Here is an 18,770-nt window from a genome sequence, read left to right on the forward strand (position 1 = left end):
GCATCGCGCCTTTTGCCTCGTTTTTTGATTCCCGTTTTGTTTGGGACTGCAAAGGTAGAAATACTTTCCACTCTGCCAAAAATTATTTGAAGTTTTTTTGATCGGCAGCACTCTAAATCAATGCCCCCGCTCAACCTCCTAATACAACCCTAAACACAAACAACAACAACACATCCCTTTTTGTGCGGGTTGCAAAGGTAGCAAAATAAACCACAGCACACAACAGATTAGCACTTTTCTTTATACCCAAACCCTAACTGCCTGGAACTGAATACGAAAAATGTTCTAGCAAAGTGGTTGCCAGTTATCTGTTGTCGGTTGTCTGAGGTAGGAGGTAGGAGGTCTGAGGTCTGAAAGAAGCAGAAATTTTCAAATTAGCCTTAAAAGTCTTGGTTCTTGGTTCCTGGTTCTTGGTTCTGTTGTCAGTTGTCTGTTATCTGAGGTATGAGGTCTGAGGTCTGAAAGAAGCAGAAATTTTCAAATTAGCCCTAAAAGTCTTGGTTCTTGGTTCTTGGTTCTTGATAATCAGGAGTAAATGCCTTTTCAAATAAAAACCGATTGTTAAAATCTGTTAAAATTGTGGCAGAAATAAAGTAAAGAAATACATTCGCAGCTATATACAGGTCAAGAAACATATATTAGTCATAAATATAATTGATGTTTTACCGATTTACATTATCTTTGCAGAATGTTTAAAAACAAGCTTAAATTAACCCTAAGCATATTACTACTAGTGATAGTTGCATTTGCAGGCTGCAAAAGCAAATATGAAAAATTACTAGCAAGCAGCGATACGGCCAAAAAATACCGTGAAGCTGTACGTTTGTACGATAAAAAAGACTACAGTAAAGCCTTGGGTTTATTTGATGTACTAGTTCAAAAATATCGCGGAACTGCAGAAGCTGAAGATCTTTCCTATTATTTTGCATACACTAATTATAAGCTTAGAGACTATACAACGGCCAGATACCATTTTAAAACATTTGCTGATACCTATGCCTCCAGTGCAAAAGCTGAAGAATGTCGATTTATGTCAGCCTATTGTTTTTACCTTGAATCACCAGTTTTTTCTTTGGATCAGGAAAATACAATCAAAGCCATTGAGTCATTACAACTATTCATTAACCTGCACCCTAAAAGTGAGCGTGTAGCTGAAGCCAGTAAATTAATAAGCAATCTGCGCGATAAATTGGAAATAAAATCTTATGCCAATGCGAAGCTTTTTCTAGATATCGGCGACTATAAATCAGCAGTTATCGCATTTAGAAATTCAGCCAGCGATTTCCCTGACACTAAATATGCTGAGGAAATGGAATTTTTAACAATTAAAGCCCAAGCAATGTATGCTAAGGCTAGTTTAGAAGTAAAACAAGAAGTTCGTTACACTGAAGCCATTAACTTATTTACTGAGTTTGCAAAGAACTATCCATCTAGTAAATATTTAAAAGACGGCGAAGAAATAAAGAAGAATTCTGAAAAATCCATTTTGGAAGTAAGAAAGCTAATTGCCATGCAGGAAGCTGAAATGAAAATATTACAAGACAAAGCAAAAGCTGCAGAAGCAGCAACAAAAGCAAAGTCTGTAGAAGCCACAAAAAACGAAGAAACTAAAAACAAATAAAATGAGTACTACTAAGCCAGTTATTCCAAACAGCACAGTTACACGTGATGTTCGCGAGTTAGATAAAACAACCGACAATATATACGAGTCAATTGTTATCATAAGCAAACGCGCTAACCAAATTGCTAGCAACCTGAAGGAAGAACTTCATGGTAAACTAGCTGAATTTGCATCTTCAAATGACAATTTAGAGGAAGTATTCGAAAATCGTGAGCAAATTGAAATCTCAAAACATTATGAGCGTATGCCTAAGCCATCGTTGATTGCAGTTGATGAGTTTTTACACAATAAGGTTTATTACCGCAATCCTTCTAAAGAGCAAAACTAAAGCATAGGTGCATAGTGCTTATGGCACTATGCCCAATGCAAGCTTTCAGATGGGTAGACTCCATGCCCTATGCTTACAAATAAAAATATTTTACTTGGTGTCTGCGGAAGTATAGCTAGCTATAAATCTGCTTCTTTAACACGACTACTAATTAAGGCCGGTGCAAATGTCAAGATTGTTATGACCAGCGATGCCTGTAATTTCATAACACCTTTAACTTTATCAACCCTATCAAAAAATCTTGTTCTAACAGAATATTTCGATCCGAAAACCGGAAGCTGGAATAATCATGTAGAACTGGGCCTTTGGGCAGATATCCTTATTATTGCTCCTGCCACTGCAAATACACTGGCTAAATTTGCTAATGGCTTATGCGACAATCTATTATCTGCGGTTTATCTCTCAGCTAAATGTCCAGTTTACTTGGCCCCTGCTATGGACCTGGATATGTGGAAACATCCGGCTACACAGAAAAATATCGGTTCCTTGATCAGCAATGGCAACTTCATGATAAAACCTGCATATGGTGAATTGGCGAGTGGCCTCACCGGCGAAGGACGAATGGCAGAACCTGAAGAAATTATCGAATTAATAAGTGAGGAACTAAAAAAAAAACTCCCCCTAGCAGGTAAAAAAGCATTAGTTACAGCAGGGCCAACCTATGAAGCTATTGATCCGGTCAGGTTTATTGGGAATCATTCTTCAGGTAAAATGGGATACGCCATTGCCGAAGAGCTCTCTGCTCTAGGAGCAAGTGTTACGCTCATAAGTGGTCCAAGTGCATTAAAATTATCAGACAAAAGTATTGTGAGAATAGATGTTACTTCTGCAAAAGAAATGCTGGAAGCTTCTCTTTCTAACTTCACTGGCACAGATATTTCGATACTCAGCGCTGCTGTGGCAGATTACCGACCCAAAGAAGTATCAACATTAAAACTAAAAAAAGATAGCTCATTATTCGAATTAGCACTGGTTAAAACCTCAGACATTCTGACTACCCTTGGTCAGAAAAAAAAAGCAGGACAAATCTTAGTGGGTTTTGCACTGGAAACAGACAATGAGGTAGCCAATGCAATCAAAAAGCTTGAAAAGAAAAACCTTGACTTCATAGTTTTAAACTCTTTAAACGATGAAGGGGGTGCTTTTAAAAGCGAGAACAACAAAATAACAATTATTGATCGGGATCATCATCAGGAAAGCTTTGATCTTAAACCCAAAAATGAAGTCGCTAAAGATATCTGTAAAAAAGTATTAGATTTATTACAATGAAACGTCTGCTGCTTATTTTTATGCTTCTAGTTATTTCTCCTGTAATTTTTGCACAGGACTTAAATGCTCGCGTCCAAATACTTGCACCACAGTTATCAAATTCAAACAAACGGGTTCTGGATATTCTTGAAGTAAGCATTAAGGATTTCTTAAACGAGCGAAGATGGACAACGGATGCATTGCAGCCTCAAGAGCGCATTGATTGCAATTTCGTACTTACAATTACAGACTGGGATGGCTCAAGTAATTTTAAAGCGGAAGCACAGATTCAATCGAACAGGCCAGTATTTAATAGTAGCTATAACAGTACCTTACTCAATATAAGCGATAAAGATTTTGGATTTACCTATTCCGAGGGTCAGGCCCTCGATTTTTCAGACCAGAATTACATCAGTAACTTAAGCTCACTCCTAGCCTTTTATGCCTATATCATTACCGGTATGGATTATGATTCGTTTTCCAAATTTGGAGGGAACCCCTATTTTCTGAAGGCTCAAACCGTTTTGAACAATGCCCAAAATGCTCCAAATGCAGGATGGAAAGCATTTGAAAATTTACGTAATCGATTTTGGCTAGTTGATAACCTCACTAATAAATCTTATAACCCTATTCGTGAAAGCATCTATATTTATCATAGAGACGGCTTGGATATGATGGCCGAAAACAAATCGAAAGGGCTGAAAGCAGTATTGTCAATTCTTCCACAGATCCAAAAAATTGATAAACAAAAGCAAGGCTCTGTATTATATCAGATTTTTTTCACGGCAAAGTCTGATGAAATCATCAACATTTTAAGTTCTGCTGATCCTCAGGATAAACTAAAGGCTTTCAATGTTTTATCGGAGATTGATCCTGCAAATAGTTTAAAATACGAAGCATTAAAAAAAATCAGGTAAGAATAAACCTCAAATTTCTTAGCCAATCAAACCTAATTATTAATTTAGCTCAAATTTTACCAATTACATGCTCAAGCGACTGGCAATTAAAAATTATGCCTTAATTGATAATCTGGATATTTCCTTTTCTAAGGAGTTAAATATCATGACCGGAGAAACCGGAGCAGGTAAATCAATTATTCTTGGAGCATTAGCATTGATACTAGGCCAGCGCGCCGAAAGTAAGTATTTCTTCAATCAGCAGAAAAAGTGTGTAATTGAAGGAATTTTTCTTCTGAACGGATTTCAACTGAATGAGTTTTTTGCTGAGAACGACCTAGACTATGATCTAGAAACTGTTTTAAGAAGAGAGATCTCTTCTGATGGTAAAACAAGAGCATTTATAAATGATACACCTGTACAACTCAGCACTTTAAAAAAGCTCGGCGAAAAGCTGATTGATGTCCATTCACAACATGCCACACTTGAAATCAATGATGAGGATTTTCAGTTATTGGTCATCGATACCGTTGCGGGCAATCAGAATCTCTTAAACAATTACCGTGAAGTTTTTAAATCATTCAAAAGGGCACAAACCCAACTGAAAGATCTCATCAGCCAAAGCGAACAATCAAAATCGGATCTAGACTATTTTCAATTCCAGTTTGATGAATTAAATAAAGCAAATTTATTCGAAGGTGAGCAGAACGAACTTGAACGTGAACTAGATTCACTAACCCATGCAGAGGATATCAAGAAAAGTTTACTATCTTCTATAGCTGTTCTGAGCCAAAACGAGCCTTCTGCAATCTTACAGATCAAAGAAGCAGCAGTTAGTTTAGCAAATGCAGAAAAATACAATCCTGAAATTAACAGTCTGACCGAGCGTCTTAACAGTTGCCTGATTGAAGTAAAAGATATTCTTTCTGAGATTGAACGAATAGAGCAAAGTAGCCTAATCAATGAAGCACGTCTAGAAAAGGTGAGCGACCGACTTGATTTAATCTATTCACTTCAGAAAAAACACCGGGTAGGATCAGAAAATGAGTTAATTACCATTCGAGATGAAATCTCAAATAAGCTCAATAGCATACTTTTTGCGGATGAAGATATTGAAAAATTAAAAGCTGAAGTGGATGGTCTTTATAAAGAAGTGCTTAACCTCTCCATTCAATTGGATAAAACCCGGACTGAATGTATTCCAAAAGTTGAAACGCAGGTAATGAAAACACTCACTGAGATAGGAATGCCCAATGCTGTACTTCAGGTTGTAAAGGATACTTTGCCAGAAGGCAAGTTTGACCAGAACGGAAACAATCAGATTCGATTTTTATTCAGTGCAAATAAAGGCCAGGTGCCATTACCCATGAACAAAGTTGCTTCAGGCGGTGAACTTTCAAGGCTTATGCTCAGTATTAAATCACTAATTGCGGTACATACGGCACTTCCCACTATCATTTTTGACGAGATTGACACAGGTATTTCTGGTGAAGTTGCCTTAAAGGTTGGCCATATCATGGAAAGGCTATCAAAGAGTATGCAGGTGATCGCAATAACGCACTTGCCGCAGATAGCAAGTAAGGGGGATACCCATTTCCGGGTATACAAACATGAAAAAGACGAAATTACCAACACAAATATTACTAAACTCAACGAAGAAGAACGGATATTAGAGCTAGCCAAGATGTTAAGCGGGGATAATCCTGGCGAATCGGCCATTCAAAATGCACGTGAATTACTGTTTAAAATTTAAAGAGTTTAAGAATTAGAGATTAATAATAACTTTATCTTTTTATTTACGACAAAAAACAAAAATTAATTATATGTATAACTTACTGAAAGGTAAAAGAGGAATCATTTCAGGTGCTTTGGATCAAAATTCAATAGCCTGGAAAGTTGCAGAGAAAGCTCATCAAGAGGGCGCTGTATTCGTTCTGACCAATGCACCAATTGCCATGCGAATGGGCGAAATCAACAAACTGGCTGAAGCAACCAATTCACAGATCGTGCCCGCTGATGCAACAAGTGTAGAAGACCTAACCAACTTATTTACACAATCACAAGAGATTCTAGGTGGAAAGATTGATTTTGTTCTTCACTCTATTGGAATGAGCGTAAATATTCGTAAAAAGATTCCTTACCCTGAGTTAAACTATGAATATTTTCAAAAGGGAATTGACGTTTCAGCGATGTCATTACATAAAATGCTGAGTGTTGCAAAGAAACTAGATGCCATTAATGAATGGGGAAGTGTGGTAGCACTTACGTATATGGCTGCACAACGTACCTATCCTTTTTATACCGATATGGCAGATATCAAGGCTATGCTTGAATCAATAGCCAGAAGTTTCGGGTATCATTACGGTCTTGACAAAAAAGTACGAATTAACACTGTTTCTCAATCGCCAACCAAAACCACTGCTGGTACAGGTATTAAAGGTTTTGGCAGTTTCTATGATTATGCCGATGCAATAGCCCCTTTGGGCAATGCTGATGCTGAGTCGTGCGCAGATTATTGTATAACTTTATTCTCGGATCTAACCCGTATGGTTACTATGCAGAACCTGTTCCACGATGGCGGATATTCATCTACAGGTGTAAGTGATGATGTGATGTACCGTTTAGGGGTTGAGAATGGTGAGGGTTAATATCTGAAGAATAGAATTAGAAATTTTCTCATTCTCAATTGCACATAAGTATGTTTATTGATGTATAAATTGGGGAGTTTTTATAGTTTGAGCTTTAAAATTAATTTCTGTTCTGAATTTAATAATACTCTGGGCGTTACCCGCTTGGGCGGGTCGGGCTCTACGTTACAATCTTTTTCTGCTTTGCATAAAAAGGATTTCCACTTCGATCCCTAACGCTCTAAACACCGTACACATCTAAAAAAAAGACCCTTTGATGATTTAAAAAATATTCCTTTGTGAGTTAAATGTGTATTTTAATTATGTCGGATTCATAATACTCATACAGGAAAATCCTATTAAATGATGGCGCAAAAAAAGGGCTGACAGTTGCATCTGTCAGCCCTTTTTGGGAGATAGTCAATTAAAATAGTTTATTCTTCTTTCTTCTCTTCTTTCTTCCTTTTAGCACCTTTGGTTTTGGCTAGGATACGAATCTCTTCTTTTTCCTTATCATAATCTACCTCCATTGTATCTCCTTCTGTCAGCTCCCCTTTCAAAATCTCTTCAGCAATTGGATCTTCCAGATGTTTTTGGATAGCACGTTTCAAAGGACGGGCACCAAAATTAGAATCGTATCCCTTTTCAGCAATGAAATCTTTTGCCGCATCAGTCAATATTATGGTATAACCCAAGCTTTGAATCCTGTCGAACAAAGACTTAAGTTCAATATCAATGATCTTGAATATATCATCTTTGGTCAATGAGTTAAATACGACCACATCATCCACACGATTCAGGAACTCAGGAGCAAAAGCACGTTTCAACGCATTTTCAATAACACCTCTTGAATAAGTATCTGCCTGCGAAGCCTTTGCGCCAGTACTAAAACCAACGCCCTGACCAAAATCTTTTAATTGACGGGCACCAATATTTGAAGTCATGATGATGATGGTATTTCTAAAATCCACCTTACGCCCTAAACTATCGGTCAGCTGGCCTTCATCAAGAACCTGTAAAAGAATATTAAACACATCGGGGTGAGCTTTTTCTATCTCATCAAGTAATACAACAGCATATGGTTTTCTTCTAACTTTTTCTGTCAGCTGCCCGCCTTCTTCATATCCCACATATCCTGGAGGCGCTCCAACCAAACGTGAAACAGCAAATTTTTCCATGTACTCACTCATATCTACCTGAATCAAAGCATCTTCGGTATCAAACATGAAGCGGGCAAGTTCCTTGGCTAACTCAGTTTTTCCAACCCCAGTCGGTCCAAGAAAAATGAATGAACCAATCGGTTTTTTAGGATCTTTTAATCCAGCACGGGTACGCTGAATTGCTTTTGTTAGTTTCTTTACTGCATCTTCTTGACCGATAACCCTGCTATTGATTGCATCAAACATGCCAAGCAATTTAATGCTATCGGCTTGTCCAACGCGTTGAACAGGAATTCCGGTCATCATTGAAACAACTTCTGCAACATTGTCTTCAGTTACGGTATAACGCTTTGTTTTTGTTTCAGCCTCCCACTCACTTTTTGCTCTTTCAAGCTCTTCAAGCAAGTTCTTTTCGGTATCACGAAGTTTAGCTGCTTCTTCATACTTCTGACTACGCACAACTTTATTCTTCTCGATTTTAATCTCTTCGATTTTCTGCTCTACATCAATAATATTTTGTGGAACATGAATATTGGTCAGGTGAACACGAGAACCAGATTCATCAAGTGCATCAATAGCCTTATCAGGTAGAAAGCGATCTGTAATATATCTAGAGGTTAAGCTAACACATGCATTGATTGCTTCATCAGTATAAGTTACACCGTGATGTTCTTCATATTTTTCTTTAATTCTGTTCAGAATTTCAATGGTTTCAACAGGAGTTGCAGGCTCTACCATCACTTTCTGGAAACGCCTGTCTAGAGCACCATCCTTTTCAATGAATTGGCGGTACTCATCCAAAGTGGTTGCTCCAATACATTGAATTTCGCCACGAGCTAAAGCTGGTTTAAACATATTTGATGCATCAAGAGAACCTGAAGCACCACCAGCACCAACAATGGTATGAATTTCATCGATAAAGAGAATAACATCTGGCGATTTCTCTAGTTCATTCATTACCGCTTTCATTCTTTCCTCGAATTGACCACGGTATTTTGTGCCGGCAACCAATGAAGCAAGATCAAGCGTAACTACTCTCTTATTAAATAGCACACGTGAAACTTTACGCTGAACAATTCGAAGCGCAAGCCCCTCTGCAATAGCAGATTTACCAACACCTGGCTCACCAATAAGGATTGGATTATTCTTTTTACGACGTGATAAGATTTGAGAAACACGCTCAATTTCTTTTTCACGACCAACAATAGGGTCCAATTTTCCATCTTCGGCAGCCCTGGTCAAGTCGCGGCCAAAATTATCAAGAACCGGAGTTTTTGATTTAATATCAGAAACCTTTTTAGGCTGGCTGAAGCTTTCTTCTTCTCTAAAATCATCATCACCTGCAGGAGACCCTCCCGGAGCTTCGTCACGGAAGCCTTCCTTATTATTTTCTACTTCGACCTTGAAAATATCATAATTGACATTGTATTGCTGCAGAATCTGAGAAGCAATATTATCTTCATCTCGAAGAATTGACAATAATAAATGTTCTGTTCCTATGATGTCACTTTTAAATATTTTTGCTTCGAGATAGGTGATCTTCAAAACTTTTTCAGCTTGCTTAGTCAGTGGAATGTTTCCAAGATTCACAGTTGTGCTAGAAGTTCCCTTAACAGAATCTTCAATAGACTTTCTTAATCTGGCTGTATCAACACCCGCTCCCTTTAATATTTTTATTGCCATGCCGTCTCCTTCCCTGATGAGACCCAGCAGTAAATGCTCTGTTCCAATATAATCATGTCCTAGACGCAGGGCTTCTTCCCGGCTATATGATATCACGTCTTTGACGCGTGGGGAAAATTTAGCTTCCATTATATTACCTTTCTGTATGTATTAACGTCCTAATCTATTAAATTATTAGATTAATAACTAGTTGAATTCTGTAACATTTATCAACAATTACGCCATTTTATCAAAAAAGGTTTTATAGACATATAAGATAATAAAGTTGACATGTCTCTGACTAAAATACGATATTTGGGGATCAATAATCGATACAAATGTCAGACGAAAAAATAATCTTTTCTATGGCCGGGGTAAATAAGATTTATCCTCCACAGAAACAAGTACTTAAGAATATCTATCTATCGTTTTTCTATGGTGCAAAGATCGGGGTAATCGGACTAAATGGCTCTGGAAAGTCATCCGTGCTCAAGATCATTGCCGGATTAGACAAATCATACCAAGGGGATGTGGTGTTTGCTCCAGGCTATACTGTTGGGTATTTAGCTCAAGAACCACTCCTTGATGCCCAAAAAACGGTACGAGAGGTAGTTGAAGAGGGTGTTGCTTCTACAACTGCTATATTAAAGGAATACGAGGAGATCAATGAAAAATTTGGTCTTCCAGAAGTATATGAAAATGCAGACGAGATGGATAAACTTCTTGCTCGGCAAGGAGAATTACAAGACCAGATCGATGCTTGCGGGGCATGGGAACTAGATAGTAAACTTGAACGGGCAATGGACGCATTGCGCTGTCCTGAGCCCGATAGCAAAATTGCCACTTTGTCAGGTGGAGAGCGCAGAAGAGTAGCATTATGTCGCCTGCTGCTTCAAGAACCTGATGTTTTATTACTCGATGAGCCTACCAACCACCTCGATGCAGAGAGTATCGACTGGCTAGAACAGCATCTGAAACAATATAAAGGTACAGTAATCGCCGTTACGCACGATAGGTACTTCCTTGATAACGTAGCAGGATGGATTCTTGAACTTGATCGTGGCGAAGGTATTCCATGGAAAGGAAATTACTCATCATGGCTTGATCAGAAAGCTAAAAGACTAGCCTCTGAAGAAAAGACTGAAAGTAAGCGCCAGAAAACACTTGAAAGAGAACTCGAATGGGTTCGGATGGCACCCAAAGCACGCCATGCCAAATCAAAAGCTCGATTATCAAATTATGAAAAACTTGCCTCTGAAGATACTAAAGAAAGAGAAGAAAAACTGGAGCTGTTCATTCCTCCAGGGCCTAGATTAGGCAACCTGGTGATCGAAGCACAGAATGTTACTAAGGCTTATGGCGATAAATTATTATTTGAAAACCTCAGTTTCTCTCTCCCGCCTGCAGGAATTGTTGGAATTATTGGACCAAATGGTGCAGGTAAAACTACGCTGTTTCGATTAATTACAGGACAAGAAACTCCGGATACTGGTTCATTTAGAGTGGGCCCGACCGTAGCCTTGGGGTATGTTGACCAAATGCATGATGATCTGGATTCAGAGAAATCAGTTTGGGAAAATATTACTGATGGCCAGGAAACAATTTTATTAGGAAACCGACCGGTTAACTCAAGAGCTTATGTTTCTAAATTTAACTTCAATGGCGCAGACCAACAGAAAAAAGTTTCGGTGCTTTCAGGAGGAGAAAGAAACAGAGTTCATCTTGCAATAACACTTAAGAAAAGTTCAAACGTCCTCCTTTTAGATGAGCCTACGAATGATATAGACGTAAACACCTTGAGAGCACTAGAGGAAGGACTCGAAAACTTTGGAGGATGTGCTGTTATCATTTCACATGATCGCTGGTTTTTGGATAGGGTTTGTACCCATATCTTAGCCTTTGAAGGTAATTCGCAGGTTTATTATTTTGAAGGAAATTATTCTGAATACGAAGAGAACAGAAAAAAACGTACTGGTGACGATCAACCTCACCGGATCAGGTATAAGAAACTAACTGATTAAGATTCTGGGCAGTGATCATACCAATTAGAGCGCTATTTGGTATGATCACCGTTCCATATAAATCATCCAGTTGGTAAATAAGAATCCTTGAATGCAGAGCCAACCAAAGGACACAGCCAGAAGTCCAATAAGCTGTTCAAAATAGTCTAACTACTCATTATTAAAATGTTAACAAATAAATAACATACGTGGGCCGATAGGTTGAAAGATTATCACCTATCTTTAATTATATAGTAATTTCCTTTATTGCACCGGTTTAAATACTAATTCAATCTTGAATCAAAATTTATGACTTGGAAGAAATTTAATGGAGAAACCATCGAAAGCCCAATACTTGAAGAAGTTGAGCATGCAATTGAACGCGAATCTGCACTTGGCAACAAATTAAAGGTCTGTATTGGCACAGACTCCCAGGTTAAAGGAGCAATCATCGACTTTGCAACCGTCATTGTGTTTTTAAGAGAAAAGAAAGGTGGATTTATGTATATCCATCAGGAGCGCTCTTCTTTGAAAATGGGGATTAAAGAACGAATGCTCTCAGAAGTACAAAAATCAATCGAATGTGCTTATTCCCTTTGCGACCTGCTTGATCTTTATGATGTAGATCTGGAAGTTCATGCCGATATCAATACCAATCCAAATTTCAAATCAAACATGGCACTGCATGAAGCTATGGGATATATCTTAAGTATGGGCTTTGTATTTAAAGCAAAACCAGAAGCCTTCGCTAGTTCAGCTTGCGCTAATAAACTAGTTCAGTAAACAAAGAAGCCATTGCTTTTGACAATGGCTTCAATTGTGAATTATAATTGGTTTATGAAGATTTAAGTTTGATTTGTTCAGTAACGATATGCCTCACATTTTCCATGTCATCCTCTAAATCATCTTCTACATCTTTTTCATAGACAAATCCATGGTTGCTTACAAGCAATGTACCTTGACTGTATTTTTCATTATGCTGTGTTGAATCTAGACCTTCCTCCTCTTCTTCTGAGCTTACACGCATAGGCTGCAATAAGTTAATGAATTTGAAGATACCATAAGAGACAATAAAACTATAGGAAACTGTGATTGTAACTAATTTAAGCTGAGTAAAGAAAAATTCATGATTCCCATAGAACCAACCATCAGAACCTGCTGGGTTTACTGTTTTTGTAGCTAGTAAACCGGTCAATAATAACCCAACTATACCACCTACACCATGACAAGGAAATACATCAAGCGTATCATCTAGGGTAGTTTTTGATTTCCAATAAACCGCTAGATTCGAAATTATTGCTGCAACAAATCCTATAAATATACTCTGCGGAATTCCGACGTATCCGGCGCCGGGTGTTACTGCGGCAAGACCAACCACTGCACCAATACAAAAACCAAGTACTGATGGCTTTTTACCTCTAACTACATCAAAGAACATCCAAGATAAGCCTCCGGCAGCACCTGAAATATTAGTGGTTGCGAATGCTGAAACAGCCAGAGCATTAGCACCAAGTGCAGATCCGGCATTAAAACCAAACCAACCGAACCATAATAAACCAGTTCCTATCAAAACATAAGGAATATTTGCTGGTGGAATTTCTTGTCCGTTAAGATGCGTTTGCCTACGTTTTAAAACCATTGCACCTGCCAAAGCAGCCATACCTGCAGAAATATGAACAACAGCACCTCCAGCAAAATCAAGGCCTCCCATTTTAAATAAAAATCCATCCGGATGCCATACCCAATGCGCGATTGGTGCATAAATCAGCAAACTGAACAGACATATAAATAATATATAAGATGTAAAACGAATACGTTCTGCCACTGCACCAACTACCAAACCAGGTGTTATGATTGCAAACATTAATTGAAATAATGCAAATAGTGTTAAAGGTATTGTTGGAGCCAAACCCCAGGGTGCACCTGAATTTACTCCTTGAAAGAACAGAAAAGTTCTGGGATCTCCAATAATACCACCAATGCTCTCACCAAAAGAAAGACTGAATCCAACAGTAACCCAAAGTATACTAACTACCCCAGCGGCAACTACGCTCTTGATCATCGTTGAAATAACATTTTTACGATGAACCATTCCACCGTAAAAAAATGCTAAGCCAGGTGTCATCAGGAATACCAGAGCTGTAGCCACTAGCAACCAGGCGATATCAGCTCCATTATACTTGCCGGTATCGGCAAAATCTGGAAGAGAAGGAACAAAAACTGCAGCTATAGCTATGCTGGCAAGAAATAAAAATGGCAAAATTTGCTTTAATCCAACTTTCATGATAAAATTTCAAATATTTAGAACAAAATTTCTATGGTTTAATACAAATGTATAATCATTTTGAAAAAAAATCATTATTATTTCAATACTTTTTTAAAAAATATTAAATTTTTAAGAGATTTGTAATCTTAAATGAGATTTTAATAGGTAAAATGTTCAATAAGTGACATAAAATTAAAAATATTGCAAATAAAATCATGAAAATATAGGTCATAATTTGAAATTTCAATTTAAAAATTAAGAATTAAGGTGAAAAAATAAGAATTTTGAGGAAAAAAAGATAAATAGACTGATAGATTTACTGGATTAACGGGTCAAACCTAGTAAGACGAAGTCGAAAATAAATCAATCAAGAAGAGATAGTAATAGTAGGAATAGATAATTAGCTAATTGTGATCAAACGAGTAAAACAGAAGCTGGCTTATAAGCACTACCTTGAATTACTCCTTTAGCCTCAAGACGCTTATCGATATAACTCTGAATTTGGGATTTTTTCATGCCCCAGTTCGGAGCAATTAGCAAATCAAAGTCAGCCAAACCAAAAAGACGCTGCAAAACGATATCAGGTCGCAAGAGTGGAATAAATTCTGCGATAAAGTCAGTGTATTCATCTATTGTAAATACCTTAAAAGGATCACGGCTATATTTTGTACCCATGATAGACCCTTTTACAATATGAAGATGGTGTAGCTTAACAAATTTAATCTGTGGGAACCTGTTTATTTCATCCGCATAGCGAAGCATCATTTCATGAGTCTCCCATGGAAATCCAAAAATAGTATGAACACAAATATCAACTTTTGAATTTTGAGCCAACTGAACAGCATTTACAAATTCCTGATGACTGCATCCCCTATTTATCCTTAATAGTGTATCATCATAGATCGACTCCATACCCATCTCAAGATCCACATCAAAGCGATCGGAATAGCTTTCAAGCAAGGCAAGTTTTTCAAAGTCAATACAATCAGGACGGGTGCCTACCGATAAACCAACAATGCTGTTTGTATTGATACTCAGAGCCTCATCATAAAGCATTTTTAGGTAATGCGTTGGGGCATAGGTATTGGTATTGGGCTGAAAATAGATAATGAATTTTTCAGCTCTATAATTTTTAAATGCCCGCTCCATTCCCTGCTCGATCTGTTCTCGAATAGTTGGCAAACTTCTTGAAAGTTCAGGTGTAAACGAATCAACATTGCAATAGGTACAACCCCCATAACCCTTGCTTCCATCACGATTGGGGCAAGTAAATCCGGCATCCGCAATTATCTTATATACACGCTGACCATCATACTTATTTTTAAGGTATGCGCCATAATGATTATAATTCTTATGCCCGTAATCTAAAGGTGTTCCCAAAATTCAATTTTTGCAAAGATACAAAATTCAACCTTACCCTTAAATTAAGTCTATGCTTCGGGTATATTATAGGGAAAAACGCCTTGCAAAAGAAAAATTATGATGGAAATACCAAATAAAAGAAACAAATTGATAGAAAATCAGCATAGCGGATCAATTCTAATCTAGCCTTCCAATAAAGAGATAAGGAACTGAAAAAATGAGGCAATTATAAGGGAATGAAAATTCTGGGGTACCGGCAACCACGCAGGTTCTCAAAATAGCATTAAGCATTTCACACTAAAGATTGAATTCTAAAGATCGTAAGTTCTTAAACGCTTTCTGTCTTAAATTTCCATGCAAATTTGCTACACAATTCGGCATTCCAATTATTCTTACCTTTACAGAATAATCAGGAAAGCAAAAATGACCGAAGTTTATAGACCCAAACATAAGATACGTTTTGTTACTGCAGCTGCATTGTTCGACGGACATGATGCTACAATCAATATCATGCGCCGCATTTTGCAATCTTCGGGTGCAGAAGTAATCCACCTGGGTCATAACCGTTCAGTTTTGGAGGTTGTGAATTGCGCCATTCAGGAAGATGTGCAGGGAATAGCAATGACCTCATACCAGGGTGGGCATAATGAATACTTCAAATACATGTACGACCTGCTGCAGGAATCAGGGGCCGGACACATCAAAATATTTGCTGGTGGAGGCGGAGTAATTTTACCCGATGAGATCAGCGAGTTAAAAAAATATGGCATAACACAGATCTACTCACCAGACGACGGCCGCAAAATGGGTTTGCAGGGAATGATCAATGACATGTTAGAACAATGCGATTTCCTGACCAGAACAAGCCTCAACAATGAACTCCAAGGAATTGGAAAACAAGATAAAAAGGCCATTGCTTCTGCCATAACGCTGGCTGAAAACTATCCGGAACAGACCGAAAAATTTCTTCAAGAGCTTAAAAAAATAATCAATGGCAAAATTGTCCCTGTTATAGGGATCACCGGAACAGGTGGTGCCGGGAAATCATCACTCATTGATGAGCTAGTGCGACGTTTTTTGGTAGAAACCGATAAAAATATCGCCATCATTTCAGTTGATCCATCTAAACGTAAAACAGGAGGTGCATTATTAGGCGACCGAATTCGAATGAATTCAATCAATAATTCACGGGTTTATATGCGATCGCTGGCAACCAGACAAGCAAACCTCGCACTTTCAAAGTACATTCAGGAATCCATTGACATTTGTAAAGCGGCTGGATTTGACCTGATCATTGTAGAAACATCAGGCATCGGACAGTCAGATACCGAAATTACTGAACATTCTGATGTAGCCTTATATGTAATGACTCCCGAATTCGGAGCAGCAACACAGCTCGAAAAGATTGACATGCTAGATTTCGCAGATATTGTTGCCATCAACAAATTTGATAAACGAGGTGCATTGGATGCGATCAGAGATGTTCGAAAACAATTCAAACGTAACCACCAGCTTTTTGATACCCCAGACGAGGATCTTCCAGTGATTGGAACCATGGCCTCTCAGTTCAATGACCCTGGAATGAACAAGCTGTTTTCAGAATTAATGGCTTTGATTTTAAAGAAAACAGGCTTTGATTTTCATGCAAAAATGGAAATGAGTGCTCAGCAATCCGAGAAAACTTACATAATACCACCTGACCGGACCCGCTATCTTGCAGAAATTGTTGAATCAAGTGCTGAATATAATTCCTGGGTAAATAAACAATGCAAACTAGCCCAGCAACTTTTCCAGGTACATGGCACCTTGGCAATTGCTTCTGAACATAACAAAGAGGATTCCATAAAATCGGTAAAAGAAATATATCAGGTACTGGAACAACGTTTGGATCCTGAATGCAAACGACTTCTGGAAGAATGGCCACAAACGATCAAGAAATATAAAGCAGACCAATTCATTTATACAGTTCGCGATAAAGAAATAAAACAATCTCTTTACACAGAATCCTTATCAAAACTCCGTATTCCCAAGATCTCTCTTCCGCGATTTGAGGCCTGGGGAGATGTATTAAGATGGATCCTAACTGAAAATGTTCCGGGAGAATTTCCTTATGCTGCCGGGGTTTTCCCGCTCAAGCGTGAAGGCGAAGACCCAACCCGGATGTTTGCAGGCGAAGGTGGTCCAGAAAGAACCAATAAAAGATTCCATTATGTGTCTTTGGATCAAGCAGCTCACCGGTTATCTACTGCTTTCGATTCGGTTACACTCTATGGCGAAGATCCAGATTTAAGGCCCGATATTTACGGAAAGATCGGTAACTCAGGTGTGAGCATCGCAACACTGGATGATGCCAAAAAATTATACAGCGGTTTCGACCTTTGTCACCCTTCCACTTCGGTATCCATGACAATCAATGGCCCGGCACCAATGCTACTTGGATTCTTCATGAATGCAGCCATTGATCAGCAATGCGAGCAATACATTCTTAAAAATGGACTACTGGAAGAAACCAAAGTAAAAATCGATGAGTTATTTAAGTTGAAAGGAATTTCAAAGCCCAGTTATCAAGGAGAACTACCTGAAGGAAATAATGGCTTGGGATTGATGCTCCTTGGGCTTACCGGAGATCAGGTATTACCACCAGATGTGTATGCCGAAATAAAAGCATTTGCCATTGCCAATGTGAGAGGAACTGTGCAGGCAGATATTTTAAAGGAAGATCAGGCACAAAACACCTGTATATTTTCTACTGAATTCGCCTTAAGAATGATGGGCGATATCCAGAAATACTTCATTGATAATCTGATCAGGAACTTCTATTCCGTTTCTATTTCGGGATACCATATTGCTGAAGCTGGCGCTAATCCAATTTCACAATTGGCCTTTACACTGAGTAATGGTTTTACATTCGTTGAATATTACCTCAGCAGAGGAATGCATATTGATGAATTTGCGCCAAACCTATCGTTCTTTTTTTCGAACGGAATTGATCCTGAATATTCGGTAATTGGACGTGTTGCCAGAAGAATCTGGGCCAAAGCCATAAAACATAAATACAAGGGTAATGATCGTTCTCAGAAATTAAAATATCATATTCAAACCTCCGGAAGATCATTGCATGCCCAGGAAATCGACTTCAATGATATCCGTACTACGCTGCAGGCACTGTATGCGATCTATGACAATTGTAATTCTCTCCATACCAATGCCTATGATGAGGCAATAACAACACCTACTGAAGAGTCTGTTCGTAGGGCAATGGCCATTCAGCTAATTATCAACCGCGAATTAGGATTGGCTAAAAATGAGAACCCTCTACAAGGAGCATTCATTATTGAGGAGCTCACAGAACTAGTAGAGGATGCCGTTCTTGAAGAGTTTAAACGAATAAACGACCGCGGAGGTGTTCTTGGTGCAATGGAAACGATGTATCAGCGAAGCCGCATTCAGGAAGAATCTCTTTACTATGAAACACTAAAGCATGACGGAACTTATCCAATTATAGGGGTAAATACTTTCCTAAATAAAAATGGTTCGCCAACAATTATTCCTTCGGAGGTAATTAGAGCCACAGAAGAAGAAAAGAAATTTCAAATTTCA

At 38.3% G+C, this 18,770-nt stretch carries 12 protein-coding genes; 9 read left to right on the forward strand and 3 right to left on the reverse strand.

What is annotated here, in order from left to right:
* Positions 1-688 precede the first annotated feature (688 nt).
* From ACIQZ6_RS08675 to ACIQZ6_RS08700, 6 genes are all read left to right on the forward strand, one after another.
* Entirely contained in the window at positions 689-1,621 is a 933-nt protein-coding gene (locus ACIQZ6_RS08675) for an outer membrane protein assembly factor BamD (RefSeq protein WP_395810174.1), read from the forward strand.
* 1 nt (position 1,622) lies between these two features.
* On the forward strand, positions 1,623-1,949 hold the full coding sequence (locus tag ACIQZ6_RS08680) for a DNA-directed RNA polymerase subunit omega (protein ID WP_306551585.1): 327 nt from the start codon (positions 1,623-1,625) through the stop codon (positions 1,947-1,949).
* A gap of 69 nt (positions 1,950-2,018) precedes the next feature.
* The gene (gene coaBC / locus ACIQZ6_RS08685) at positions 2,019-3,218 is read left to right on the forward strand and encodes a bifunctional phosphopantothenoylcysteine decarboxylase/phosphopantothenate--cysteine ligase CoaBC (protein WP_395810176.1); all 1,200 of its coding nucleotides are present in this window, start codon (positions 2,019-2,021) and stop codon (positions 3,216-3,218) included.
* Positions 3,215-4,114, forward strand: a complete 900-nt coding sequence (locus ACIQZ6_RS08690; protein WP_395810178.1) for a DUF4835 family protein — start codon at positions 3,215-3,217, stop codon at positions 4,112-4,114. Before coaBC ends, ACIQZ6_RS08690 begins: the two co-directional genes overlap by 4 nt.
* 67 nt (positions 4,115-4,181) lie before the next feature.
* On the forward strand, positions 4,182-5,846 hold the full coding sequence (gene recN, locus ACIQZ6_RS08695) for a DNA repair protein RecN (protein ID WP_395810180.1): 1,665 nt from the start codon (positions 4,182-4,184) through the stop codon (positions 5,844-5,846).
* A gap of 70 nt (positions 5,847-5,916) precedes the next feature.
* The gene (locus ACIQZ6_RS08700) at positions 5,917-6,741 is read left to right on the forward strand and encodes an enoyl-ACP reductase (protein WP_395810182.1); all 825 of its coding nucleotides are present in this window, start codon (positions 5,917-5,919) and stop codon (positions 6,739-6,741) included.
* Between the two features lie 413 nt (positions 6,742-7,154).
* Here ACIQZ6_RS08700 and ACIQZ6_RS08705 read toward each other — a convergent pair whose 3' ends face one another.
* On the reverse strand, positions 7,155-9,692 hold the full coding sequence (locus ACIQZ6_RS08705) for an ATP-dependent Clp protease ATP-binding subunit (protein WP_395810184.1): 2,538 nt from the start codon (positions 9,690-9,692) through the stop codon (positions 7,155-7,157).
* A 188-nt stretch (positions 9,693-9,880) separates the two neighbouring features.
* Between ACIQZ6_RS08705 and ettA the strand changes: the two genes are divergently transcribed.
* On the forward strand, positions 9,881-11,563 hold the full coding sequence (gene ettA / locus ACIQZ6_RS08710) for an energy-dependent translational throttle protein EttA (RefSeq protein ID WP_395810186.1): 1,683 nt from the start codon (positions 9,881-9,883) through the stop codon (positions 11,561-11,563).
* Between the two features lie 288 nt (positions 11,564-11,851).
* Complete coding sequence (locus tag ACIQZ6_RS08715) at positions 11,852-12,325, forward strand: ribonuclease H-like YkuK family protein (protein ID WP_395810188.1); 474 nt, start codon at positions 11,852-11,854, stop codon at positions 12,323-12,325.
* A gap of 52 nt (positions 12,326-12,377) precedes the next feature.
* On the opposite strand, the gene ACIQZ6_RS08720 is transcribed toward ACIQZ6_RS08715, so the two are convergent.
* On the reverse strand, positions 12,378-13,826 hold the full coding sequence (locus ACIQZ6_RS08720; RefSeq protein ID WP_395810190.1) for an ammonium transporter: 1,449 nt from the start codon (positions 13,824-13,826) through the stop codon (positions 12,378-12,380).
* A gap of 396 nt (positions 13,827-14,222) precedes the next feature.
* Positions 14,223-15,188 carry a TIGR01212 family radical SAM protein gene (locus ACIQZ6_RS08725; RefSeq protein ID WP_306551576.1) on the reverse strand — a complete coding sequence of 322 codons (966 nt, stop codon included), beginning with the start codon at positions 15,186-15,188 and terminating at the stop codon, positions 14,223-14,225.
* Positions 15,189-15,593: 405 nt separating this feature from the next.
* Here ACIQZ6_RS08725 and ACIQZ6_RS08730 point away from each other — a divergent pair.
* Positions 15,594-18,770 (forward strand): methylmalonyl-CoA mutase family protein (locus ACIQZ6_RS08730; protein ID WP_395810192.1); only part of this gene is annotated, 3,177 nt, incomplete at its 3' end.

Origin of the sequence: Daejeonella sp., from assembly GCF_044348475.1 — a bacterium.
Lineage (GTDB): Bacteria > Bacteroidota > Bacteroidia > Sphingobacteriales > Sphingobacteriaceae > Daejeonella.